The 22,512-nt window shown below is 63.5% G+C and carries 26 protein-coding genes and 1 tRNA gene; 21 read left to right on the top strand and 6 right to left on the bottom strand.

The annotated features are described in order from the left end of the window. Nucleotides 1-28: 28 nt before the first annotated feature. Entirely contained in the window at nt 29-310 is a 282-nt protein-coding gene (locus ACFI9K_RS22395; RefSeq protein WP_462665537.1) for a PASTA domain-containing protein, read from the bottom strand. Nucleotides 311-424: 114 nt separating this feature from the next. On the opposite strand from ACFI9K_RS22395, the gene ACFI9K_RS22390 reads away from it, so the two are divergent. From ACFI9K_RS22390 to ACFI9K_RS22360, 7 genes are all read left to right on the top strand, one after another. After that, entirely contained in the window at nt 425-1,039 is a 615-nt protein-coding gene (locus tag ACFI9K_RS22390; protein WP_462665536.1) for a trimeric intracellular cation channel family protein, read from the top strand. A 76-nt stretch (nt 1,040-1,115) separates the two neighbouring features. Continuing rightward, a complete protein-coding gene (locus ACFI9K_RS22385) occupies nt 1,116-1,802 on the top strand; it encodes a response regulator transcription factor (RefSeq protein WP_032377306.1) in 687 nt (228 codons plus the stop codon). Then, complete coding sequence (locus tag ACFI9K_RS22380; RefSeq protein ID WP_462665535.1) at nt 1,802-3,253, top strand: sensor histidine kinase; 1,452 nt, start codon at nt 1,802-1,804, stop codon at nt 3,251-3,253. The genes ACFI9K_RS22385 and ACFI9K_RS22380 overlap by 1 nt, the downstream gene beginning before the upstream one ends. A 115-nt stretch (nt 3,254-3,368) precedes the next feature. Next, on the top strand, nt 3,369-4,898 hold the full coding sequence (locus ACFI9K_RS22375) for a S1C family serine protease (protein ID WP_462665534.1): 1,530 nt from the start codon (nt 3,369-3,371) through the stop codon (nt 4,896-4,898). 89 nt (nt 4,899-4,987) lie between these two features. Next, nucleotides 4,988-5,485, top strand: a complete 498-nt coding sequence (locus tag ACFI9K_RS22370; protein WP_032377304.1) for a MogA/MoaB family molybdenum cofactor biosynthesis protein — start codon at nt 4,988-4,990, stop codon at nt 5,483-5,485. Between the two features lie 761 nt (nt 5,486-6,246). Next, nucleotides 6,247-7,020, top strand: a complete 774-nt coding sequence (locus ACFI9K_RS22365; protein ID WP_462665533.1) for an MspA family porin — start codon at nt 6,247-6,249, stop codon at nt 7,018-7,020. 124 nt (nt 7,021-7,144) lie between these two features. After that, the gene (locus ACFI9K_RS22360) at nt 7,145-7,588 is read left to right on the top strand and encodes a hypothetical protein (RefSeq protein ID WP_462665532.1); all 444 of its coding nucleotides are present in this window, start codon (nt 7,145-7,147) and stop codon (nt 7,586-7,588) included. A 130-nt stretch (nt 7,589-7,718) separates the two neighbouring features. Here ACFI9K_RS22360 and mscL read toward each other — a convergent pair whose 3' ends face one another. The 4 genes from mscL to ACFI9K_RS22340 all read right to left on the bottom strand — a co-directional run bounded on the left by mscL (nt 7,719) and on the right by ACFI9K_RS22340 (nt 10,087). Beyond that, nucleotides 7,719-8,195 (bottom strand): large conductance mechanosensitive channel protein MscL, encoded by a 477-nt coding sequence (gene mscL, locus ACFI9K_RS22355; RefSeq protein WP_462665531.1) that lies wholly within the window; start codon nt 8,193-8,195, stop codon nt 7,719-7,721. Between the two features lie 42 nt (nt 8,196-8,237). Beyond that, nucleotides 8,238-8,900 (bottom strand): SAF domain-containing protein, encoded by a 663-nt coding sequence (locus ACFI9K_RS22350; protein WP_462665530.1) that lies wholly within the window; start codon nt 8,898-8,900, stop codon nt 8,238-8,240. 89 nt (nt 8,901-8,989) lie between these two features. After that, on the bottom strand, nt 8,990-9,346 hold the full coding sequence (locus ACFI9K_RS22345) for an FmdB family zinc ribbon protein (protein WP_222092368.1): 357 nt from the start codon (nt 9,344-9,346) through the stop codon (nt 8,990-8,992). A gap of 144 nt (nt 9,347-9,490) precedes the next feature. Further along, nucleotides 9,491-10,087: a 5-formyltetrahydrofolate cyclo-ligase gene (locus tag ACFI9K_RS22340; RefSeq protein WP_462665529.1), complete on the bottom strand. Its 597-nt coding sequence runs from the start codon at nt 10,085-10,087 to the stop codon at nt 9,491-9,493. A 107-nt stretch (nt 10,088-10,194) separates the two neighbouring features. Here ACFI9K_RS22340 and ACFI9K_RS22335 point away from each other — a divergent pair, with 107 nt between their 5' ends. The 14 genes from ACFI9K_RS22335 to ACFI9K_RS22270 all read left to right on the top strand — a co-directional run bounded on the left by ACFI9K_RS22335 (nt 10,195) and on the right by ACFI9K_RS22270 (nt 22,092). Continuing rightward, nucleotides 10,195-11,148: a UTP--glucose-1-phosphate uridylyltransferase gene (locus ACFI9K_RS22335; RefSeq protein ID WP_462665528.1), complete on the top strand. Its 954-nt coding sequence runs from the start codon at nt 10,195-10,197 to the stop codon at nt 11,146-11,148. 33 nt (nt 11,149-11,181) lie between these two features. Continuing rightward, nucleotides 11,182-12,441 (top strand): molybdotransferase-like divisome protein Glp, encoded by a 1,260-nt coding sequence (gene glp / locus ACFI9K_RS22330; RefSeq protein WP_032377296.1) that lies wholly within the window; start codon nt 11,182-11,184, stop codon nt 12,439-12,441. 72 nt (nt 12,442-12,513) lie between these two features. Continuing rightward, the gene (locus ACFI9K_RS22325; RefSeq protein WP_462665527.1) at nt 12,514-13,161 is read left to right on the top strand and encodes a GNAT family N-acetyltransferase; all 648 of its coding nucleotides are present in this window, start codon (nt 12,514-12,516) and stop codon (nt 13,159-13,161) included. A gap of 145 nt (nt 13,162-13,306) precedes the next feature. Further along, nucleotides 13,307-14,176 carry a divisome protein SepX/GlpR gene (sepX, locus tag ACFI9K_RS22320; RefSeq protein WP_462665526.1) on the top strand — a complete coding sequence of 290 codons (870 nt, stop codon included), beginning with the start codon at nt 13,307-13,309 and terminating at the stop codon, nt 14,174-14,176. A gap of 55 nt (nt 14,177-14,231) precedes the next feature. Continuing rightward, a tRNA-Ala gene (locus tag ACFI9K_RS22315) sits at nt 14,232-14,304 on the top strand. 59 nt (nt 14,305-14,363) lie between these two features. Continuing rightward, complete coding sequence (locus ACFI9K_RS22310; RefSeq protein WP_462665525.1) at nt 14,364-15,740, top strand: hypothetical protein; 1,377 nt, start codon at nt 14,364-14,366, stop codon at nt 15,738-15,740. Further along, the gene (locus ACFI9K_RS22305; RefSeq protein WP_462665524.1) at nt 15,737-17,065 is read left to right on the top strand and encodes an outer membrane protein assembly factor BamB family protein; all 1,329 of its coding nucleotides are present in this window, start codon (nt 15,737-15,739) and stop codon (nt 17,063-17,065) included. The genes ACFI9K_RS22310 and ACFI9K_RS22305 overlap by 4 nt, the downstream gene beginning before the upstream one ends. Nucleotides 17,066-17,129: 64 nt before the next feature. Next, nucleotides 17,130-17,678: an acyltransferase gene (locus tag ACFI9K_RS22300; RefSeq protein WP_462665523.1), complete on the top strand. Its 549-nt coding sequence runs from the start codon at nt 17,130-17,132 to the stop codon at nt 17,676-17,678. A gap of 228 nt (nt 17,679-17,906) precedes the next feature. Beyond that, nucleotides 17,907-18,755: a glycosyltransferase family 2 protein gene (locus ACFI9K_RS22295; protein ID WP_462665522.1), complete on the top strand. Its 849-nt coding sequence runs from the start codon at nt 17,907-17,909 to the stop codon at nt 18,753-18,755. 381 nt (nt 18,756-19,136) lie between these two features. Continuing rightward, nucleotides 19,137-19,592, top strand: a complete 456-nt coding sequence (locus ACFI9K_RS22290) for a GyrI-like domain-containing protein (RefSeq protein ID WP_462665521.1) — start codon at nt 19,137-19,139, stop codon at nt 19,590-19,592. Next, a complete protein-coding gene (locus ACFI9K_RS22285) occupies nt 19,589-20,023 on the top strand; it encodes an effector binding domain-containing protein (protein WP_462665520.1) in 435 nt (144 codons plus the stop codon). Before ACFI9K_RS22290 ends, ACFI9K_RS22285 begins: the two co-directional genes overlap by 4 nt. A gap of 187 nt (nt 20,024-20,210) precedes the next feature. Further along, on the top strand, nt 20,211-20,885 hold the full coding sequence (locus ACFI9K_RS22280) for a ScbR family autoregulator-binding transcription factor (protein WP_462665519.1): 675 nt from the start codon (nt 20,211-20,213) through the stop codon (nt 20,883-20,885). Nucleotides 20,886-20,944: 59 nt separating this feature from the next. Further along, the gene (locus ACFI9K_RS22275; RefSeq protein ID WP_462665518.1) at nt 20,945-21,115 is read left to right on the top strand and encodes a hypothetical protein; all 171 of its coding nucleotides are present in this window, start codon (nt 20,945-20,947) and stop codon (nt 21,113-21,115) included. A 74-nt stretch (nt 21,116-21,189) separates the two neighbouring features. After that, nucleotides 21,190-22,092, top strand: coding sequence for an SDR family oxidoreductase (locus tag ACFI9K_RS22270; protein ID WP_462665517.1), 903 nt, complete (start codon nt 21,190-21,192; stop codon nt 22,090-22,092). Here ACFI9K_RS22270 and soxR read toward each other — a convergent pair. Beyond that, nucleotides 22,008-22,508, bottom strand: coding sequence for a redox-sensitive transcriptional activator SoxR (soxR, locus tag ACFI9K_RS22265; protein ID WP_462665516.1), 501 nt, complete (start codon nt 22,506-22,508; stop codon nt 22,008-22,010). The two genes, ACFI9K_RS22270 and soxR, sit on opposite strands and share 85 nt — an antisense overlap. Nucleotides 22,509-22,512 lie beyond the last annotated feature (4 nt).

Here is a 22,512-nt window from a genome sequence, read left to right as displayed (position 1 = left end):
GGTCGAGACTATCGTCTGAACGGCCTTCCTAGCCTTGGCCGACTATCACGAGAACGTGCGCGTTTTCGCTGACCTTGATTCCGGTCTGAAAATTCGTTCCGATCACGATGGCGTCGGGTCGGTCGTAGTCGGCGGTGACGTCGGTGAAGCCGGCATCCGACAGCGCCTGCAGCGCGTCCGCTTCCGAGCTCCCCGCAACAGCAGGGATCGTGGCCCGATCCGGCTCGGCCTGGGCGATGGCACCGCCACCGAGTGAGAGGGCACCGGCTACGGCGATCGTGGCGATGGTCTTCTTGATTCCGATACGCATGATGGTCTCCTCGGTGAGGCGGATTCGCTGATGACACGACACTGCTCGCAGATGCTGAGCCGAGCCTCGGATGTTGCTGTGAAGCTCCTGTCAGTGCCGTGACATGCTGATCCGGTGCTTCTCGACCTCCTCGGATATATCGGTATCGCAGTCTTCGCGGCGTCGGGGGCTCTGGTCGGAGTCCAGCGCCGGCTCGATCTGTTCGGCGTATGCGTCGTCGGAATCACGACCGGCATCGGCGGCGGCATCATCCGGGATCTGCTGCTCGGTATCCATCCACCGACATCCCTGGACACATGGCCGAACGTGACCGTCGGATTCTTCGCCTCGTTGGTGGTCTTCGTCGGCCATCGGCAGATGGGCAAGGTGCGCCGCGGCGTTCTGGTGCTCGACGCGTTCGGGATGGGACTGTTCGCATCGACCGGCGCGACCATCGCGTTGAGTGTCGGCGGGAGTGGCCTGTCCGGAGCGCTCATCGGTACGACGACGGCCGTGGCCGGTGGCGTCATCCGGGACGTCCTCGTCAACGACGTGCCCTTGCTCCTGCACCGCGACCTCTACGCCCTGCCCGCGTTGCTCGGGGCGACGACCGTGGTGGTGGCCGATGCACTGACCCTTCCGGAGAACGTCGGATTGATCGTCGGAACGGTCGTGGCCACCGGCCTGCGAGTCGTGGCCCTATGGCGGAAATGGAACCTGCCGCAGGCCCGGAACCTGCCCACCCTGTGACCTCCGGCCGTCGCCGCCGGTCCATGGTGACCACCCCTCTCAGCCGTGTCTCAGTCGACCAGGACAAACTGTACGAATGCGGATATTGGTGGTCGACGACGATCGAGCGGTGCGTGAGTCGCTGCGCAGGTCGCTGACGTTCAACGGATACACCGTGGACCTCGCGGTCGACGGGCTCGACGCCCTGGAGCAAGTCGCGGCAGGCAGGCCGGATGCGCTGGTGCTCGACGTGATGATGCCCCGCCTCGACGGACTCGAAGTGTGCAGGCGGTTGCGCAGCGTGGGCGACGACCTGCCGATTCTCGTGCTCACGGCTCGCGATTCGGTGTCCGAGCGCGTCGCCGGTCTCGACGCAGGGGCCGACGACTACCTGCCCAAGCCGTTCGCGCTCGAAGAACTACTGGCCCGGCTGCGGGCGTTACTCCGGCGTACCGCAATGGAAGCGGGCATCGACTCGGAGACCATGACCTTCGCGGACCTGTCTCTGGACCCGGTCACCCGGGAGGTCTCGCGTGCCGAGCGCTCCATCAGCCTCACCCGTACCGAATTCTCGTTGCTCGAGATGCTGATGACGAACCCGCGCCGAGTTCTCACCAGAAGTCGAATTCTCGAGGAAGTATGGGGCTACGACTTTCCGACGTCGGGCAACGCCCTCGAGGTGTATGTCGGTTACCTCCGGCGTAAGACCGAGGCGGAGGGGGAGTCGAGGCTGATCCACACCGTTCGCGGTGTCGGGTACGTCCTGCGCGAAACGCCCCCGTGATGGTCGCTTCGTTCGGGCGTAAGACGGCCGACGCCGGGGGTGGCGCGCCTGCTGCGATGCGGCCGCCGACGCCGCTGACACGATCCGTGTCCTTGCGCTGGCGGGTGACGCTGCTCGCGGCCTCGGTCGTCGCAATTGCCGTGGCAGTGATGGCCATTGCCGCGTACACCGTGGTCTCGCGAGCTCTGTACGGTGATGTGGACACCCAATTGCGTTCTCGTGCATCGGCATTGGCCGAGTCCACGCTCGTTTCCTACGATCCACGCTTCGTTGCCGGTGCCACGCTGTACAGCACGGACGTGAGCGTCGCGTTGATCTATCCGGACATGTCCAGCTACAACCCGCCGGGGCCTAAGGTGCCGATCGGCGACGCCGAACTCGCTGTGGTGCGCGGCGATCAGGAATCGTCGCTGCGGACGCTCGACGATCAACGGGTCCTGGCCATCCGCACCAACGACGGCAGCACGCTCGTCGTAGCGCAGCGGTTGCTTCCCACCGGGGTAGTACTGGACCGGCTGGCATGGGTCCTGTTGATCGTCGGCGGCTGTGGCGTCGTGTTGGCTGCAGGCGCAGGCATGGCGGTGGGACGTACCGGTTTACGGCCGATCGCGAGGTTGACAGCTGCAGCCGAACGGGTGGCGCGTACCGACGATCTGACGCCTATCCCTGTCACCGGTGACGACGAATTGGCTCGGCTGACAGAGAGTTTCAACACGATGCTCCGGGCGCTCGCCGAATCTCGTGGCAGGCAGAGCAGATTGGTCGCCGACGCCGGCCACGAACTTCGGACACCGTTGACATCGCTCCGTACCAACATGGAGTTGCTCATCGCTGCGGGCCGTCCCGGTGCGCCGTCCATTCCGGACGAGGACATGGCCGAACTGCGAACCGACGTGGTGGCGCAGATTCAGGAACTGTCCACGCTGGTAGGAGATCTGGTCGATCTGGCCCGTGAGGACGCACCGGAGACGGTGTTCGAGCGCGTCGATTTGGCCGATGCCGTGGAACGAAGTCTCGAACGAGCACGCAGGCGACGCAACGAAATCGACTTCGACGCAACGCTGATGCCATGGTTCGTGTACGGCGACCAGGCGGGTCTCTCGCGTGCCGTTCTGAACGTGCTCGACAACGCCGCGAAGTGGAGTCCGAGTGGCGGCGAGGTGCGTATTGCCATGCGGCAGATGGGTGACGGCCTGCTCGAGCTGACGGTGGACGACGCGGGCCCGGGTATCCCAGAGGAAGATCGTGAGTTGGTGTTCGAGCGTTTCTACCGCTCGACGGCGTCTCGCTCGATGCCGGGAAGTGGCCTGGGGCTTGCGATCGTGCGACAGGTGGTCGTCAAGCACGGCGGCACGATCGGGGTCGAGGTATCCGAACGCGGGGGTGCGCTCATTCGGATCGTGCTGCCGGGCGAAGGTGCCCCGGATCCGGACACACTCTCGGCAAGCTGACCGCACTCTCGGCAAACTGATAGGCGGATCTCAGCGCGCTCTCAGTACCGCCCTGCACAGTGAGTAGCAAGAAGGCGGGAGGACCTCTGGGTCCCTACTGAAGGAAGCAGCAACGATGAGTGACGACCGTAACGAATCCGAACAGCCTGGGCAGGGTGCCGGGTCCGAGCAGCATCCGGCGAACCGGGCTTCGGGCGGCGACGAGCAGAACTACTCGGCCCAGCAGCATCCGACCCAGCAGCATCCGACCCAGCAGGATCCCGCTCAGCAGCATCCGACGCAGCAGTTCCCGTCCCAGCAGGCGAATCCCCAGGGCGCAGCGTCGCAGCAGGGTTACCCGCAGCAGTACGCAGGCTACGGGCAGGGGGCCTACCAGCCCGGTTACGGGCCGTACGGCCAGCAGGGTCAGCCTCAGGCGTCTCAGCAGGCTCACGCTCAGCCGCAGCACGTTGTACCGCAGTCGAACTCCGTCCCGGGTGCAGTGAAGACTCGGCCCGGCCGATCGGCCTTGGTGGCCGGCGCTATCGCGCTCGTTCTGGTCGGCGGCGGAATCGGCGGTGCCGTCGGCGCGATCGCGACCAACAACGCCAACGGCAACGGCGGCGCAGTGTCCAATTCGTTGAACTCCACCGTCACGGCCGCGCAGCCGGCTGCCAATTTCCCCGACGGCTCCGTACAAGCCGTCGCGAACAAGGTTCTGCCGAGCGTGGTGCAGATTCAGGTCAAGGGCTCGCAGGAAGAGGGAGAGGGCTCGGGCGTCATCCTCAGCAGCGACGGCTTGATCCTCACCAACAACCACGTTGCGACCGGCGCGGGAGCCAACGGCAAGCTCACCGTCGCCTTCGCGGACGGTTCGGTGGCCGACGCCACGATCGTCGGAGCCGATTCGGTATCGGACATGGCCGTCATCAAGGCCGAGGGCAAGACGAATCTGACGCCCATCGAACTCGGGTCTTCGTCGAATCTCGAGGTGGGCCAGCAGGTTGTCGCGATCGGTTCGCCGCTCGGTCTGGCGGGCACCGTCACCACGGGCATCGTGTCCTCGCTCAACCGGCCGGTGTCGACCTCCGGTGAGTCGGGCAACCAGAACTCGGTGATCGACGCGATCCAGACCGACGCCGCGATCAACCCGGGCAACTCCGGTGGCGCGCTCGTGAACACCGACGGCCAGCTGATCGGTATCAACACCGCCATCGCCACGCTCGGCGGCGGCGAGAGCTCCGGTGCTCAGAGTGGCTCGATCGGACTCGGGTTCGCAATCCCGGTGGATCAGGCCAAGCGCATCGCCGACGAGCTGACCAAAACCGGCAAGGCGACCCAGGCCATGATCGGGGTCCAGGTTCCGTCGAAGGACGACGCCAACGGCGCAACGGTCGTCGAGGTCACCGAGGGCGGGCCGGCCGCAGCCGCCGGCATTCCCAAGGGTGCGGTCATCACCAAGGTCGACGATCGGATCGTCGCCAGTGGTGATGCGCTCATCGCGGCGGTGCGCTCTCATGCGCCCGGTGATTCGGTGAAGATCACCTACACCGATGGTGGCAGCGAAAAGACCGTCGACGTCACGCTGGGTACGGCCGAGCCCGCCGCAGCACCCGCTGCGCAGGTTCCGTCGCTGCAGATCCCGTCGTTCCCGGGCGGTCGCTGATGTTGCGGGAAGCGGGCAAGCACGGAACGGTTGCAACGATTTACGCACAGCGTGAGCCGGGTGGAGGCCTTACTACTACGGTGAGCGGTATGGAACTCGACGCACCCTTGGCCGGCCGCGCGTTGGTCGTCATCGTGGACGACCGAACTGCGCACAGCACCGAGAAGGATTCGACGGGACCTCTCGTCACCGAACTGTTGACCGAGGCAGGCTTTCTCGTCGACGGCGTCGTTGCAGTGACTGCCGACGAAGTGGACGTGCGAAACGCTCTCAACACAGCGGTGATCGGCGGTGTCGATCTGGTGGTGTCGATCGGCGGAACCGGAGTCTCGCCGCGAGATGTGACTCCTGACGTGACTGCGGAGGTGCTCGACCGGGAGATCCCGGGTATCAGTGAGGCCCTGCGCTCGTCGGGCCTGGCTGCGGGATCCTTGGATGCGGGCCTGTCCAGAGGTTTGGTCGGCGTCTCCGGCAGCACCCTGGTGGTGAACCTTGCTTCGTCGCGGGCAGCGATTCGCGACGGGATGGCCACTCTGACTCCGTTGGCCAGCCAGGTCATTGCCGAGTTGTCGGGGCTGGACGCGTAGCGACACCGATGAACGAGCCGAACGACGATCGATCGGCCGAAGACGAAGCGAGCCGGGCCCGAGCAGAACGGGCCCGGCTCGCTCGCATCTTCGGCGAGGTACTACCGGAAACGACCGGGGACGAACAGAACGAGGGCGCTGACGGCGACTCGTTGTCGGTCGACTGGTTGAAACAGCAGAGACCACCCCATTACTTTTGATGTGATCCACGACACATTTTATTGGCTGGAATGACAGGTCTGTTAGTTACTCGTTTACCTACCGTTAGCGAGCTACCCATCAGTAGCTTCGGGCGGCAAGGCATGAAACGGACTATGTGGACACCGCTCGGATGGCACCAAACGGTCGATCCGGACACGCGGGCATTCGAGTATTCCCACATCAGGGTCGGTTTACCCGTGCGTGACCGATGTAACGCTTCGGCGCTTGCGAGAGATGCTGTGACTCGAGTTATCGCTAACACTGCTGTGAAAGAAGTTCACGCCGCCGAAACACATCACGAGATGGCAACGTTTCGGCGTCGACCGTAGGGATTGTCACGGTCAGGCATCTCCTCTAATGTTCCCCTCAGCTTCCAGATCGAGGGCGTGGGACCAACCGGTGCCGCGCCCTTCATCTCGGAACAGTTGAACGAGGATGTGGCCTTCACGGCGACATCCGGCTCGGGCTCGTTCGCATCGTTGCGGCCGATCAGTTCGAGGGTGAAAGCCACAAGCTTCCCCGTGCGACACCGCGCTGGGACTGAACATGATGAGGAATAAATGACGGAGATCCAGAAGTCGCGGCGCAGCCGGGGACTCAAGTCCATGAGCGTCGCAGTTGCTGCCAGCGCTTCGGTAGTCGGCCTGGTACTCGGTACCGGAACCGCTTCCGCCGGAGTCGACAGCGCGAAGTCCATCGTCGACGCCGATGGCAACACCGTGACCTTGACCCTGTCCGACTCCTTCGTCAGCGGCGTTGCGCCTCTCGACGGAAACCCGCTCACCCGTGAGTGGTTCTACGACGGCCGCGCATCCTTTGATGTCCAGGGCCCCACGGCTGACGACTTCGAGGGCACCCTCACCGCCGGCCTGCAGATCGGCTACCCGCTGAGCCTCGACGGTGGCGTGTCGGTCGAGTGGGCTTCGCCTTCGGCCAAGCTCGGCATCGGCAGCGGCAACACGTCCACTGTGACCGGTACGATTCCTGTCGTGCCTGCAGGCCCCGCTGCGATTGCTCTCGGTGGTGCCGGAACCTCGACGAGCGCTCTCGATGTCGGCGTCCAGCTGATCCCGCAGGCAACTGCGACCATCGATCTCGCTCCCGGCGGCGGCGTCGTTCAGTCCGAGAGTGCAATCGCCACCTTTAACGAAGAGGCGAACATCTCCAAGACCGAAGGTGACGCTGCAGGCGCACAGGGCTCCATCCAGCTCGCCGGCGTCCACGGCACCGCTACGGGCATCTTGGGCAACGTCACGGTTCGTCCGTACGTCACCCTGCTCAGCGCCAAGGGTGACTCCATCACCACGTACGGCCCGGCAACTCGCCTCAACTGATCTTCTTCGGTTGACTCTGGTTCGCTAGATTCTCCGGTTCAGGCCCGCACGGATTCTCCGTGCGGGCCTGAACTATGTTCGGCACACGCACAGTTCGACGTTCACGGAAGGCTCAGAAGTAGTGATGCATCGCAAAGCCCGTTTCACAGTGTTCGCAGCAGGAGCCGTCGCAGCTCTCGGGTTGGTCACCGGCTGCAGTAGCAGTGACGAGGCTGCCACCGGTCAGAGCACCGATGCATGCAACACCTTCGCCGCCGATCACAACACCTTCGTCGGCCTGGTGACCGCGGGACCGGGATCGGCAGCCAACATCGAGAAGTGGACAGCCGACAAGCAAGCTGCCGTCGACTCGTTGAAGTCGGTGCCCGGCACGGCGTCCGGTGATGTCGCGTCCGCGTCCACCACGTTCGTGGAGGCGCTGCCGGCCGACACACTCGAACTGTCGGAACCCGACAGCGCGTCGGGCAAGGCATTCGTCGACAACGGCGCAGCCGTGAAGTCGGCCTGCGAGGCCGACGGCACGACGATCACCCTCGACGAGCTTCCGCTGCAGACGTTCAACAACTGATCGCCTGACGGCCCTCGCGGCCGGCCCTTCCAACACCCTCACAGACGAATGAATGTGCCAGCCACGCACTCAGAGTGCGTGACTGGCACATTCATTCGATAGGGGCCCGCCGAGTGCGGGTAAGGAGCTGTCAGTCCTTGGAGTGCTTGCCCAAGTCCGGTGCAGCGTCGATTGCCTCGCCGCTGCCGCCTGTGGTGTCTTCCGCCGTCGAGAGCTTCTGTCCCGCAGCGGTTCCCCCGGCGAGGATGTCGCGAATCTGAACGAGCACGTCGACGTCGCTCAGTTCCTTCTCCGGCTGGCTGACGAAGCGCTTCTTCGCCGTGTTCACCGGCAGGATCAGCACGAAGTAGACAACCGCGGCGATGATGATGAAGTTGATGATCGCCGTGACCACCGCACCGAGATTGATGAACGTCGCATCGTTGTCCGACAGGATCTTGATGCCCCATCCCAGTTCGTTACTGCCGCCGACGGCTGCGACGAGGGGGTTGATGATGTTGGTGGTGAAAGCGGTGACGATGGCGGTGAACGCCGCACCGACGACCACTGCAACTGCGAGATCGACAACGTTCCCGCGCAGTAGAAAATCCTTGAAGCCCTTCAGCATGAGCCCTCTCCCAACGATCGGTGTGTTCTGTCTCGGGAGACGTTAGTGCACCGTCACCGTCAGAGCACTGACCAACGACGCGGCGGCCACCGTCGTCGCATCGTCGCTGGGTAACGCAAGCAGCACCACCCGATCCCGTTGTCTATTACCCCCGGCGTCGTCGGAGACGAGGACAACCACGGCACCGGACGCCAGCACCCGGGCAGTGGGGACGGCATTCGGGTCTTCCTGCACCTCGACGGTCAACACATCCACCTGATCGCCTTCACGCAGCAGATCACTGACTCCGGCGTCCGCGAGATGCACCGGTACGACGCGCGCCTCGGTCCCCAAAGCCGTCGTAGCCGTCCGGGATCCGAGTAGGCGTACGTCGGTGAGCAATTCGCCTTCTCGAACCGGCCCGGTGAGCGTCTGGCCATCCACTGCACCGGTATCGATCAGTGCGCCCTCGGGAACGCTGTCGGAGTCCCAATTGGAGACCACCACATCGGCCGACGTCAGCACCGTTCCGGGTGTCAGGTCGCGTCCGGCGGTGATCACGTCCACTCGGTCGTCGCCGGCAGCGTCGTCGACGAACAACACCGCTGCAAGTGCTACCAGCGCGCCTGCCGCCACACGTCGAACCTTCGGGGAATCGATCCATGCCGGCCGCAGAGTGATGCGATCGAGGAGCGTCGAGTCGAGTCGGTTCCGGCCAGCAGTCATGCCGGAAACGCTAGTGCCGACGACGACACTTCGAATACCGAAAAGGCCGGGCTGTGGATAACGGCCCGGCCTGTGGATGAAGCTGAAAGCTATTTGCTGGCAGCAGCTTTCGTGGTGGACGAAGAAGAAGATGAGCTCGATGACGACGAATCGGAAGACTTCTTCTCGGCAGGCTTGGAGTCCGACTTGGTCTCGGACTTCGAGTCGGACTTCGTGGCTGCCGCGTCGGACTTCTTCTCGCCTGCGCTCTCGCTCGAGGTGCCCGAGCCGCCGCGGCTGTCGGTGCGGTAGAAGCCGCTGCCCTTGAACACGATGCCGACGGAGTTGAACAACTTACGAAGCTTGCCGGAGCACGCCGGGCATACCGTCAACGTGTCGTCGGTGAAGGACTGGACGATGTCGAACCGGTTGTCGCACTCGGTGCAGGCGTATGAGTAAGTGGGCATCGTGTTTCCTCCGCGCTGGTCACCGAGGAGATTGGCTGCTCTGCGAGCCGAGGCCGAACACCGCCGGTGTCTTGTCTGTTCGTCGAAACTGGGGAGAGCATTAGCACTCTACAGTCAGGAGTGCCAACCAATCGAATCGGAACGTTATTCCGTACCCAAGCGTACGAGTCCGCTGACTGGGGTCAACGCGTGCGTCACCTTTCGGTCGTGCGGTTCGTCCGGTAGTCGATCCACCAGTTCACTTTCACGCACCACCGCAACCAGCATCGCGTCCGGCCTGCACAGATCGAGTGTTCGGTCGTAGAACCCGGCACCGCGACCCAATCGAACACCGCGGCGATCGACAGCCAACGCCGGCAGCAACACCAAGGAACACAGCCCGACGGCCTCGGGTTCGAGGATCGGCCCGGACGGCTCGCGCAGCCCGAAGGGCGCAGCCACCAACGACTCGCTCCCGGAGTAGGCCACCCACCGCAGCGGTCCGGGCTCGTGCGCACTCGGGAGCAGGACGGTGGAGCCGGCCGCGGCCATCGCGTCGAGCATCTCGATAGACCCCGGCTCCCGCCCGACCGGCACGTACGCGGCCACCGCGGGGTGTTCGGCCGCCAATTGCGCCACAACATGGCAGAGTGCGAAGGAATCCACCGCGCGCTGCGCATCGTCGAGCAGTCGGCGTTCGGCGAGGACATGTGCCCGCCAACGATCCTTGGGCGTGTTCTCCGAGAATTCGGGAACGGTCACAACGGTTCACCCACCCTTCCTGTGCAGTCGTTCAACGATATGCACTCGGAGGTACAACGCAGCACACGGCGAGCAGATCTCCGTAAACCATGGATAGGGTGAGCACCATGACAGAAGCCGCTTCAGCGACGACCGCCGCCACGCCCGTGCACTTCCGCACGGCCATCGTCCCCGCCGCAGGCATGGGTACCCGGTTCCTGCCGGCTACGAAAACCGTTCCCAAGGAACTGCTTCCGGTCGTCGACACACCCGGTATCGAACTCGTCGCCGGAGAAGCGGCAGATTCCGGTGCACAACGGTTGGTCATCGTCACTTCACCCGGCAAGGACGGCGTCGTCGCCCACTTCGTCGAGGACCTCGTTCTGGAGAAGAAGCTCGAAGCGAGCGGAAAGCTCGAAATGCTCGAGAAGGTGCGCGTCGCCCCGAAGCTGCTGGACGTGCAGTCGGTCATTCAGCACGAACCGCTCGGACTCGGTCACGCCGTCGCCTGCGCCGAGGAAGCTCTCGACGAGGACGAGGATTCCGTCGCAGTACTGCTGCCCGACGATCTGGTGATGCCCCGCGGAGTGCTCGACGTCATGGCTCGGGTCCGCGCCAAGCGTGGCGGCTCGGTGCTGTGCGCCATCGAGGTTCCCGACGACAAGGTCTCGTCCTATGGTGTTTTCTCCGTCGAGATCGTGCCCGACGCCGTCAACCCGAACGTCCTCAAGGTCACCGGCATGGTCGAAAAGCCCAAGAAAGAAGAGGCCCCGTCCAATCTGGCTGCGGCGGGCCGCTACCTGCTCGACCGCGCAATCTTCGACGCCCTCCGACGCATCGAGCCCGGTGCCGGCGGCGAATTGCAGCTGACCGACGCCATCGCGCTGCTGATCTCGGAAGGCCATCCCGTTCACGTGGTGGTGCACCGCGGATCGAGACACGACCTCGGAAATCCCGGGGGATACCTCCGCGCTGCGGTTGACTTTGCCTTGCAGCGTGACGACTACGGTCCCGCGCTGCGCGAATGGTTGAACGAGCGCTTGAGCGACAGCTGGGCACCGGAACTGACCACGTACGAATAGCATCGCGGGTCGATGCCATAGAGGAAGGGCCAGATGCGCTCGGTCGAAGATCAGCAGACCAGAGTGACCGCCGCGGCGGTGGCTCCACGGCCTGTTCGGGTCGCCATCTCCGAAGCACAGGGTCTGCTGTGTGCAGAAGAAGTGGTCACCGAGCGTCCCCTTCCCGGCTTCGACCAGGCCGCGATCGATGGCTACGCAGTGCGCAGTGTGGATGTGGCCGCTGCCGGTACGGATCTGCGCAATGAGGAAGACGAGCGCATCGACCTGACGCTGCCCGTCGTCGGCGAGGTCTCGGCTGGATCGCGTCAACCTATCCGTTTGCAGCCACGGCAAGCAGTGCGAGTCGATACCGGAGCGCCACTGCCGACGCTGGCCGACGCGGTGTTGCCGCTCGATCGGACCGACAGTGGCCGAGCCCGAGTCAAGGTGTTTCGGCCGGTCCGCTCGGGTGACTACGTTCGCAAGATCGGTGACGACGTCCAGCCCGGCGACGTGGCCGTGCGAGCAGGCACGATCATCGGTGCAGCTCAGGTCGGATTGCTGGCGGCGGTCGGCCGCGACAAGGTACTGGTCCATCCGCGTCCGCGATTGTCGGTAATCTCGGTCGGCGGGGAACTCGTCGACACCGATCGCACCCCCGGGCCCGGCCAGGTCTACGACGTCAACTCCTACGCCTTGGCCGCCGCGGCGCGAGACGCCGGTGCCGACGTCAACCGCGTCGGCATCGTCAGTACCGATCCCAAGCGGCTTCGCGAAGTGGTCGAAGGCCAGTTGATTCGTTCCGAAATCGTCGTCATCGCCGGCGCTGTCGGCGGTGGAGCGTCCGACGGTGTGCGGGAGGCGCTCGGCGAACTCGGCGACATGGAGGTCGAACGAGTTGCCATGCACCCCGGATCGGTCCAGGGGTTCGGCCAACTCGGACGCGACGAGGTACCCACCTTCCTGTTGCCGGCGAACCCCGTCAGCGCACTTGTGGTGTTCGAGGTGATGGTTCGTCCGTTGATTCGCATCGCCCTGGGTCGACGACAGCCGATGCGCCGGACTGTCACGGCCCGAACCGTGGCACCGATCACCTCGATCGAGGATCGCAAGGGATTTCTGCGCGGCCAGCTCATGCGCGACGAGGGGACCGGCGAATATCTGGTCCAGGCACTCGGGGGAGCACCGGGATCGTCGTCGCATCTTCTCGCGACACTCGCGGAGGCGAATTGCCTCGTAGTCATCGATCCCGAGGTCACCGAAATCCGTACCGGCGAAGAAGTGAAGGTCTCGTTCCTCGCGCAGAGAGGCTGACGCCAGTGGCGGGGACAGGTGCTGCCCGGGGCAGTCGAGTGCACCACTGCGCGTAGCGCATACGATCGACGGATGCCGCGAACGTGGTCGAGCCACCCAGGTTGGCCGGCGAAATTGGGTCCAGTGAGAGTGGCCGGTGGAACCGTCACGTTGAGGCCGGTTCGGGTGCGTGACGCGGCAGCTTGGAGCCGGATTCGCACCCAGGATCGCTCCCACCTCGAACCCTGGGAGCCCAGCGGCGAGGGCAGCTGGAATTCACGGCATCACATCTCCTCGTGGCCCACCCTGTGCTCCGGACTCAAGTCCGAGGCACGCAAAGGTCACATGCTGCCCATGGTCATCGAGGTCGACGGCGAATTCTGTGGTCAGATCACCACCGGGAACATCGTTCGCGGCGCACTGCGGTCTGCGTGGATCGGCTACTGGGTGTCCAAGGAGGTCAACGGCAAGGGCGTCGCAACTGCAGCACTCGCCCTCGGACTCGACCACTGTTTCGGACCCGTCGGACTGCATCGCGTCGAAGCGACGGTGAGACCGGAGAATCTCGCCAGTCAAGCAGTGCTGCGCAATGTCGGGTTCCGCGAAGAAGGTCTGCTCTACAAGTATCTGGACGTCGACGGTGAATGGCGCGATCACAAGCTCGTCGCGCTCACCTCCGGTGAGGTGCACGGAACAGTCGTCGATCGGTTGGTCCGTTCGGGACGCGCCGCCTGGGCGTGATCTGGCCCGAGAAGATGGCACTCGTGTTGTCAAAGTGACAGGAGTGTAATTCGGGTCGGCGCGTCTGCGTGGTTCTCGCACCTGCTCCCCATAGCCTGATGACGTCACGACTGTCGCCGTAGCTCGAGGGAGGAGAACACCGCCGATGCCGAACTCGGTCATCTGGATCGGTCTCGTTGCCGTATGGCTGTTCGTTCTTCTTCCCATGCTGATGACCAAGCGTCCGCAGATCATGCAGACCACCGATGCTGCGCTCGCCACGCGCGTTCTGCATCGAGGTGGCACCAAGCGCAAGCAGCGCGGCCCGGCGACCGGCCACCGCAGCGATCCCGATTGGCGACCGGAGGACGACCTTCGGGTCTCCGCGCCGGCTCGTGAAATATTCGGCCCGTCATCGGCGGCCGCACGTTCAGACTCACCCGATCTACCCGGTACCGCGGAGGACCCGATGGACACTCACGCAGCAGAGAACGACCTCGAACGCGACGCACCGGTTGGGGAACCTGCGCGCGGAGGCTCGGCCTCGCACGAGCCCGGCGTCGTCGACGACGATTTCGTGCCTCGTCGCCGCGGCCGCGGTGGTTTCGATCCAGAGGCGGACGCGCTGGCACGCGCTGCGCGATACGCGTTCCGTCAGCGCGCAGTGCTCGGTTTGGTTTTCGCCGCGATCACCACGGCGGCATTGGCGTTCATCATTTCTCCGACGATCTGGTGGCTGTGCGGACTGTCCGTCGCAGTCCTCGTCGGCTACCTGTACTACCTGCGCCGGCAGGTTCAGATCGAGGAAGAAGTGCGGCGGCGTCGGCTCACCCGGATGAGCCGATCCCGACTCGGGGTGGAATCGGAGACCGACGAAGAACTCGAGCTCGTCCCACAACGTTTGCGTCGACCCGGCGCAGTGGTTCTCGAGATCGACGACGAGGATCCCGAGTTCGAGCACCTCGACCACTACGAGGAGCCGTTCCAAGCCAGCCGTGACGACGATCGCAACGTGCGCCGGGCACAGGGCGCGTAGCGGCCGTCCCACACGGATTTGCTAGGGTTACCCAGCCGGTCACGATGACGGCAAAGGGGCTGTGGCGCAGTTGGTAGCGCGTCTCGTTCGCATCGAGAAGGTCAGGGGTTCGATTCCCCTCAGCTCCACACCAGGTCTGCTTTCGTAGCCCGTGTCTGGTTCGTATCGAGAACTGTATGTTCGTTGGGTGCTCAATAGCCTCGGTCCTCGTCGCGCCGGACTGTTGGCCGACGCGTTGACGATCGTGTCCATCGTTGCCGTCGGAGTATGTGTCGCGGCACTGGTGGATCGCGGTGACGCGCAACAACCGCGCGCGAGTGCAAGTTCGCCGACGACGACCGCGCCTGCGCCGGAGCAGTCGTCCGAACCGGCGGACACCACCTATCGCACTCCAGAAATTGCGTTTCCCACCTCCATCCCTGGCTGCGACGACGTGCTGCCGCCCCCCGCCCCGGAATCGAGCACCTGGGGACGGATCGTCACCAGTGCGGACAGCTACGACAATCCGCAGTATCCGTGGTACTCCGGGCCCCGGTCGGTGCTGATGACCGACGCCGTCGCTGATGCCCTGCCGGACGGCGTGGACATCGCATTCGGAAGCACCCGAGAGTCACTCGTCTTTCAGCCGATTCCACAGAGTTCGACCGAACCGGGAGAGCCGCAGCCGCCGGGGTCCGCGTCGGCCTCGGCCGAGATGCAACGCGGGCCGACGCTCGGTCTGCTCGTCGTCGATGTATCGGCGTCGGGGACAGGCGTTCCGCCCTGCGTGGCCGGCGCTCTCCAGGAGCGCACCACCGCGGCGGACGGCACGGTGATGGATGCGAGCGAATCCTGGTACGAGTACGGCGACGACCGAACCAACTTCCGGTCGGTCTCCGCTTACGCCCCGGACGGCTCGCGGATCACGGCCACGGCGTCGGACGGTGAGGGCTTTCTGTCGACGAACGTGGGCCCGCGCGATGTTGTGCTCACGGTCGACGAACTGAAGGCGATCGTGGCACTCCCACAGCTCAGAATCACCGCTACGGTTCCGGCCGATACCCCCGAACCGGCGCAGGCGTGCGACAACTCGTTCGCGTTCTTCGGTGGCGGCACGCAGATCGACGGTGCCACGGCGTCAGAACTGAACGCCGCGCTCGAGCGCATCGACACGGGCCTGCGCTTCGATCACGGTCTGGACAGCCTGATGCTCGCGGCGTTCGATCCCGGGGTGGTGTGCACGCACGTCGACGTGCTCGACTCCGGTGCAGACCTGTCCGTCTCCATTCGAGGGGGCCAGGAGCTCCCGACGATCCCGGACGTCTACGACCCCGCCTATGCGAACAGGCCATTGTCGACGGACATGCTCGACGGCGGTGCGGTGCTCCAGGTGGACGAATCGCCGTACTCGTATTCGCCTGCGCCGCAATCCGGTTCGAGTGGAGGGCTGTATCGATCCGTCACCGTCACCTACCCGTCGGGCACCCAGGTGCAGGTGCGTTCACATGCCGAGAAGCCGGACGAGCCGCTCGATGCCGAGACCCTTCGTGTCATCGCGACGGCCGACGGGCTGGACGTGCTGTGAACGTCTACAGACGGCTCGCGGTCAGTGCAGCCGCGGCAGTGGTGAGCGTCGGTGCAGCTGTTGTGGCGGTCAGCAGTGGGCAACAGGTGAGCGAGCCCCTCGAGCGCTCGACGCCGACGTCGCCGGGTGCGGTCTGGACCCTCGATGCCGCGGACGTGCTGGGCAACGAATTCGCCACCTTCGTGGACCCGGTGGGTGCGCGGTTCGGTGGCAAGGTCGGCGGCGTCATCGAGGCGGGCGACATTCTGGTGACCGAGGTCGGTGTGACGAACCAGGAAACTCAGGATTTCGACAAGCCCGAGTTGGTCGGGGTCGACGCATCGACCGGACACGTTCGGTGGAGGACGTCGGCGGAAGGAATCGCCAACTGCTCCACGTCCCTTCTCGGTCCAGTGATGTTGTGCAGCAGCGGAAGTGATGTGGTTGCGGTCGACACCACCGACGGTGCGGTCACCCGTCATCCGACAGGCTGGGAGATCTTCAGCGTGGCGACGGACGGCACCGACATCTACGTGATGGAAGGCGCGATCGACGGCTACACCACGAATATCCATCGGGGGACGCTCGACGACCCGGACTCGCGTTGGTCGCTGACGATGGACGACGCGTACGTGGGGATGTCATTGCCCGGCGACATGATCGAATTCGTGGGCGGGGTAGGAGTCACCAACTTCCTCTCCGCCACCACGGTGTTCGATACCGAGACCGGCGAGATCATCTCGCGGTTCGGTGTGCCGGATTGCGTCCGTGCGCGGTCGGTCCGCGGAAACGATGTCCACTTCGTCCTGGGACGGCATTGCAGTGACTTGTTCGAGTACCGAACCGACGTGGTCGATATGCGCGGACGTGTACTCGCGACCGTCGACGTCGAGGCGTATCAACGAGTCACGATCGACGCACCCGCTGCGGAGGACGACCCGGTCTTGCTGAACGGCGATGCATTCGACCCCTCGACCGGTCGGCGGCTCTGGTCCACCGCCGACTACGAGTACGGCTACCTCTACCAGGGCGACATCGCCGTTGTCGGCAATGTCGTGCTGGCCGGCGGTGCCCCCGCCCTCGATCTTCGTACTGGAGCGCCGGCGTGGCCCACAGTCGTTCCCCCGCTCTCGGCCACCCCCGACGTACTGCACGACGGCACCGTGTGGCTGTCCGATCTCGGGAAGATCGAGGCGGTCGACCCCATGACCGGAGCCCGTCTGACGTCGACGTCGTCGGAGACGCTGCTGGGCAACACCCACGGACTGTCGGAGGAAATCGACCTGTTCGGAGTTCGCGACGGTGTTCTCGTGCTCAACGAAGCGCGCCTGAATCTGATCCGCTGACGGACCCCCTGTGAGCCGGGTATGTCGCTCGGCTGCCTCAGTGCGCACAGCTACAGTTCTGTTCATGCGCAGTTGGCGAGGGTACGTAGCCGACGATGTTCTCTGGGCTCTGTTCCAGGTGCGGCAATCCACGGTGGTTGCGTTGGCGAATTGCCCTTTGCTGCCCGCGATACTCCGCGGACGAGCGCTGACGGGAGCGCGCGTACAGGCAGGTTCACGAGCGCTCGTCTACGGCGGTCAGATGGTTCAGGGCCGAGGCATACTTCGTCTCGGTGCCGGTGCATTCGTCAATTACGGGTGCTATTTCGACACGGTGGCGAACATCGACATCGGTGACGGAGTCTTCCTCTCGGATCATGTGCGCGTGTTGACCAGTACTCATGAGGTGGGCGTTCCGACACGACGGGCAGGGCGATTGGTGGGCACGCCGGTGACGATCGGAACGGGCACTTGGGTTGGCTCCGGTGCCGTCATCATGCCGGGCGTCCGGGTCGGTTCGGGATGCATCATCGGTGCCGGCTCCCTCGTAACAAGCGACTGTGACCCTAATGGGGTCTACGCGGGCAGTCCGGCGAGACGCATCCGAGGCGTGGACGATCAGTCGGCTCGGTAGATCCAAACCGGTTCTATGCTTGTTTTCGAGACCAGTTGATGAATTGAAGTACCGTCGATGAACTTCAATCGTAATTCATATTGTTTCAAGCCGATAATTCGACGAATTATCAACCCACAGCAGTGAGGTAGCATCAGATTCGTCCGCGGCTCGCATTTCGGGACACGAATTATGTAAACGAATCGAGCCACACGATTGCCGAAAACAATTCGTCAGGGGTTGGCACGGGTGAACACTCTTTCGATCGTTGTCCCTGCATTCAACGAGTCCGCCCACATGGGTGAATGCTTGGATGCACTGCTCGCGCAGCGCGAACACATTCATGAAATAATTGTGGTCGACAACAACTCCACCGATGACACTGCTGAGATCGTGCTCGATCGCCGACGCAGATTTCCGATGGTGACACTCGTGGCCGAGTCCGAGCGCGGAGTCGTGCACGCACGAAACGCCGGTTTCGACCAGGCGAGCGGATCGATCATCGGACGAATCGACGCCGATACACACGTCGGATCAGGCTGGGCGAAGTCGGTTTTGGACTTTTTCGATCGACGACTGGACTACGCCGCGGTGACCGGACCGATATACCTTTACGACTCGCCCTGGTCTGCTCCATACCGGGCCTTCGTCAGGTTCTCGACCAAGCGCAAGCCCGATGAGCTGCGGGTATCTGCGGCCTCCGGCAACAACTTCGCCATTCGTCGCTCCGCGTGGAAGGCGGCCCGTGACCGAGTGAGTTTGCGAACCGATCTACACGAGGACATCGATCTCTCACTGTGTCTCTACCGCGTCGGGCTACAGATCGCGCAGATCAAGTCCATGTGTGTCGAGGTATCGGGGCGTCGACTGCTCACGCCTCCACTCGAATACCGCCACTATGTACAGAGTTCCTATCGGACCTGGGCGTTCCATAATCTGGCAAGCAAGTCGCTGCGTCGATTGCTGGTCGCGGATATGATTCTGCACGCGGTTCATTGGCCGCTGACGCGTATGTTGTCCACATGCGATTCGCGCATTCTGCCAGTGTCGCATCCCGACGCCAGCGTTACATCCGACCGGCATCTGTCCGTAGTTTGAGTAGAAGGATCGATGACTGTTTCCAACAAATGAATTGTTGATGGTTCGACGGTGAATTACAGCGATGTGATAGTCCGTTCGATCGAACAGAAGAAATAGCGGCAAAGCCCGATTCGCCCGAAACGGCACCGACAACATAATCGGCGGGCGGCCGGGGTGGTCGAGCAAGGCAGCCTCGGCAATACCCGACCAACGACCGCTTGCTCACTCGAACGGCATCGGTCGATCGTGAAGAGGTTACTGAGCGATCAAAACGAACTGACGGTATGGTTGATCAATTGACGATCGACGTGCCCGTCGGGCCGGTAGATTGACGGGCGATACCCTCGGACTCGGTCCGAGCACCGGATCTGCCCCTTCAACTTTCTCTACGGAGTATGGATGTCGTTCGAGATCGTCGACCTACCCGAAACGTGGGTCGCCGGTCTTCCAGTGCGCAGCCCCAAACGGGCACTCGGAAGGCTCAACGACCCCGCTCTGGATCAAGCCTGGTCTGCGGTGCTCAATCAGGACACGTCAGGTCCGTTGGCTTCCATTTATACGGACTTCGCCCCCGGTATCGGTTCATACAACACGCAAATAGTCGGTTATCTCTGCTCTTCGCTGGGTCAGGTTGCGCGCGGACATTTGATTGCAAAAGTCCCTGCCGCTAAATACGCACGATTCTCGGCCGTCGGGTATTTCCCCGAGGTTCTCACTCGCCTGTGGACGCAGATCGATCACGCAGAGGAGCAGGGCGAGATAGTGCGATCGTTCACCGGCGATTACGAATGCTATCCGCATGCGTACAAAATCGATCTCTATCTGGCGATCACCGTGCCTGGCGGTTCGTCGTGAGCTTTCGGGTGACGGCGCGCAGTGCGGAGTTGTTCAGCGGATTGGTCGCGCCGAGAGTCGATCCCGGTGCGGAATCGAGTGGTAGCGAGTGGATGCGCTTTCTGCGAGATCGGTTGCGTGAGAAGCACATCGGTGTGGATCAGGTGAACACGGTGTACGTACCGGATGCGCACGGCACCGTCAACGCCGTCGTTGCCGTCTCGGTGGATTCGACCGCGGACGTCGCTGTCGGCGATGTTTTCGTTTCAATACCGACCGGTGTGTTTGCGGTGTTTACGCCGAGCGGTTCATTGGCGGATCCAATAGAAGACGTATGGGCTCAAGTCGACGATTGCGTGGCGTCGGGTGCCATTTTCCGCGCATACAAAGAGGAAGTAGAAGTCGTTACAAGTTCCGGAGAAGTGGAACTTTTCATTTCAATTGTTTTGTAGTCGGGCCCTTTTTCACCCAATCGTCACTTTCGAATCACAAAGTCGCCGCCGAACCGGTTACCATTGTCGAGCGCAGTCGGCCCGCAAAGACGTCGTGAAACAACAGTCACGCCGTTCGTTCCAGGGTAGGCGGCGTGAACAGGGCGTCGATGTCATCGCAAGGTCGACAGAGCAGGGGTGCAGCAACATGGTGAGACAACTCAGGGCAGAAGCAACGCGGGCGGCCGCACTACGCGCCGCAGCGGATCTCTTTCTCGAGGTGGGGCATGCGAATGCCACGCTCAGTCAGGTTTCCGCCCAGTCCGGCGTGACCAAGGGGGCGTTGTACTTCCACTTCGCGTCCAAGGAGGAGCTGGCCCGCGCGATCGTCGACGAAGGCCACGAGCGGGTGTCCACCGCGTGCGCCGGCCTGGTCGACAGCCGTAGCCCGGCGCTGGAATCCGTCATCGGGATTTCGTACTCGGTACTCGAGCTCGCGGCCTCCGATCCCCTGGTTCGAGTCATGTACCGGTTGCAGATGGAGATCGACGGTTCCGACACCGCTCGGGGCAGTGTGTTCGGTACCTGGGGCAACATCTTCGAGCATCTGTTCGAACGCGCGATCGAGCACGGTGACGTTGCCGATCACTTGGATTCAGGCAACGCGGCGCTGCTGGTATGCGAAATGCTGGCAGGAGTGCTGATGGTGTCCGAGGCGCAGTCGCGTCTCGAAGATGCGCCGTCGCGGATGGAGAAGGTGTGGAACACCGTGCTTCCCTCCCTCGTGCCTGCCGACAAGCTCGCCTACTTCCGGGAATTCGCAGCGCGGAGTCTGTCCAGTTTCGTGCGCGAGAACATCACCTCAGCTTCCGTCACCGTCTGACACGTTTCGTAACCCGGTAGCGCTTGCCGGGTATCCCTATGCCCGGCACACTGTGTGATATGGAACACACAACGCAGAACTCGAGAATGTCCGACAACGAACTTCGCAAAGCGATCGGCACGTTGCAACACCGCGCAGACGATGCGCGCAAACGCGGCGCGGACGACGATGCTGAGCGGATCGAGCGCACCATCGCCGATTACCGAGACGAGATGTCGCAGAGATTGTGACAACCCTCCCGGTCGTCACCGCGTAGGGTCGAACCCGAACTGAACGTGGCAACCGGTGGGGGTTACAGGCTTCGATGGCTACATACGATCTGCGTGGCAAGAAAACACTGATCACGGGTGCGGGTAGCGGTATCGGTCGGGCGACGGCCATCGCTGCCGCCGAGGTGGGAGCAGAGCTCTTCCTCACCGACATCAACGGCGCAGGCTTGGCCGAGACGGTGGATATGGTGGGCCGCGCGGGCGGCACCGTCAGCCACTCGCTGGCTTTCGACGTCTCCGATTTCGAGGCGGTCACCGCGTTCGCGGACGACATTCACGCCGAGTTCGGCAGCCTCGACGTGGTGATGAACGTCGCGGGCATCTCGGCATGGGGAACCGTGGAGAACCTCGAGCACCGACACTGGAAGTCGATGGTCGACGTCAACCTCATGGGCCCGATTCACATCATCGAGAAGTTCCTTCCGCCCATGGTCGAGGCCGGACGCGGCGGACATCTGGTCAACGTCTCGTCGGCCGCCGGCTTGATTCCTCTGCCGTGGCACGCGGCGTACAGCGCAAGCAAGTACGGCTTGCGCGGAGTGTCCGAAGTGCTCAAATACGACCTCAAGCGCCACGGAATCGGCGTCAGCCTGGTGGTGCCCGGCGGCGTCAAAACCGGTCTGGTGCAGACGCTTCAGATCGCCGGCGTCGATCGAGACGATCCTCGGGTGCAGAAGTTGCAGCATCGATTCGAGAAGCGGGCCGTCGAGCCGTCCGTCGTCGCCGAGGCGATTCTCACCGGAATCGCCAAGCGCAAGTACCTCGTCTATTCCTCCAACGACATCAGGTTCGGATACTGGATGGCTCGGAAGTTCGCGCCGCCGTACGAGTTCGTTCTGCAGCGGGCCAACGATCAGTTCTCGCGGTTGCTGGTGCCTCGTCGCGTGGATGGGTCGTCGAAATCGACATCCAGCGTCCGCGCACCCGGGCCCGAGTGAGCCAACTCGTCGTGTGGGTTCGCCAGAGCGCAGCCTGCCAGCGATAGACAGCCGCAGCCGATACATCCGGTCAGGTTGTCGCGCAGCCTCGTCAATTGCTCTATCCGAGAATCGAGTTCGCGATGCCACCGCGTCGAGAGGCGCGCCCAGTCCTCGCGCGTAGGCGTCCGCTCGTCCGGTAGCTCGCTCAGTGCCTGCCGAATCTCGGCCAGCGGAATGCCGACCTTCTGTGAGATGCGGATGAACGCCACGCGTCGCAAGGTCTCGCGGTGAAATCTGCGCTGATTGCCCGTGGTTCGGCGGCTGGTGATCAGCCCCTGCTTTTCGTAGAAGTGCAGCGCGGACACAGCAACTCCACTGCGCTCGGACAATTGTCCTGGAGTCAGCTCTCGGACGTTCCACTCGGGCATCGGCACGACC

It is taken from the genome of Rhodococcus sp. PSi06 (assembly GCF_054960675.1).
The sequence above is the reverse complement of the archived record's forward strand: the minus strand, read 5'-3'. Positions and strand labels throughout refer to the sequence as shown.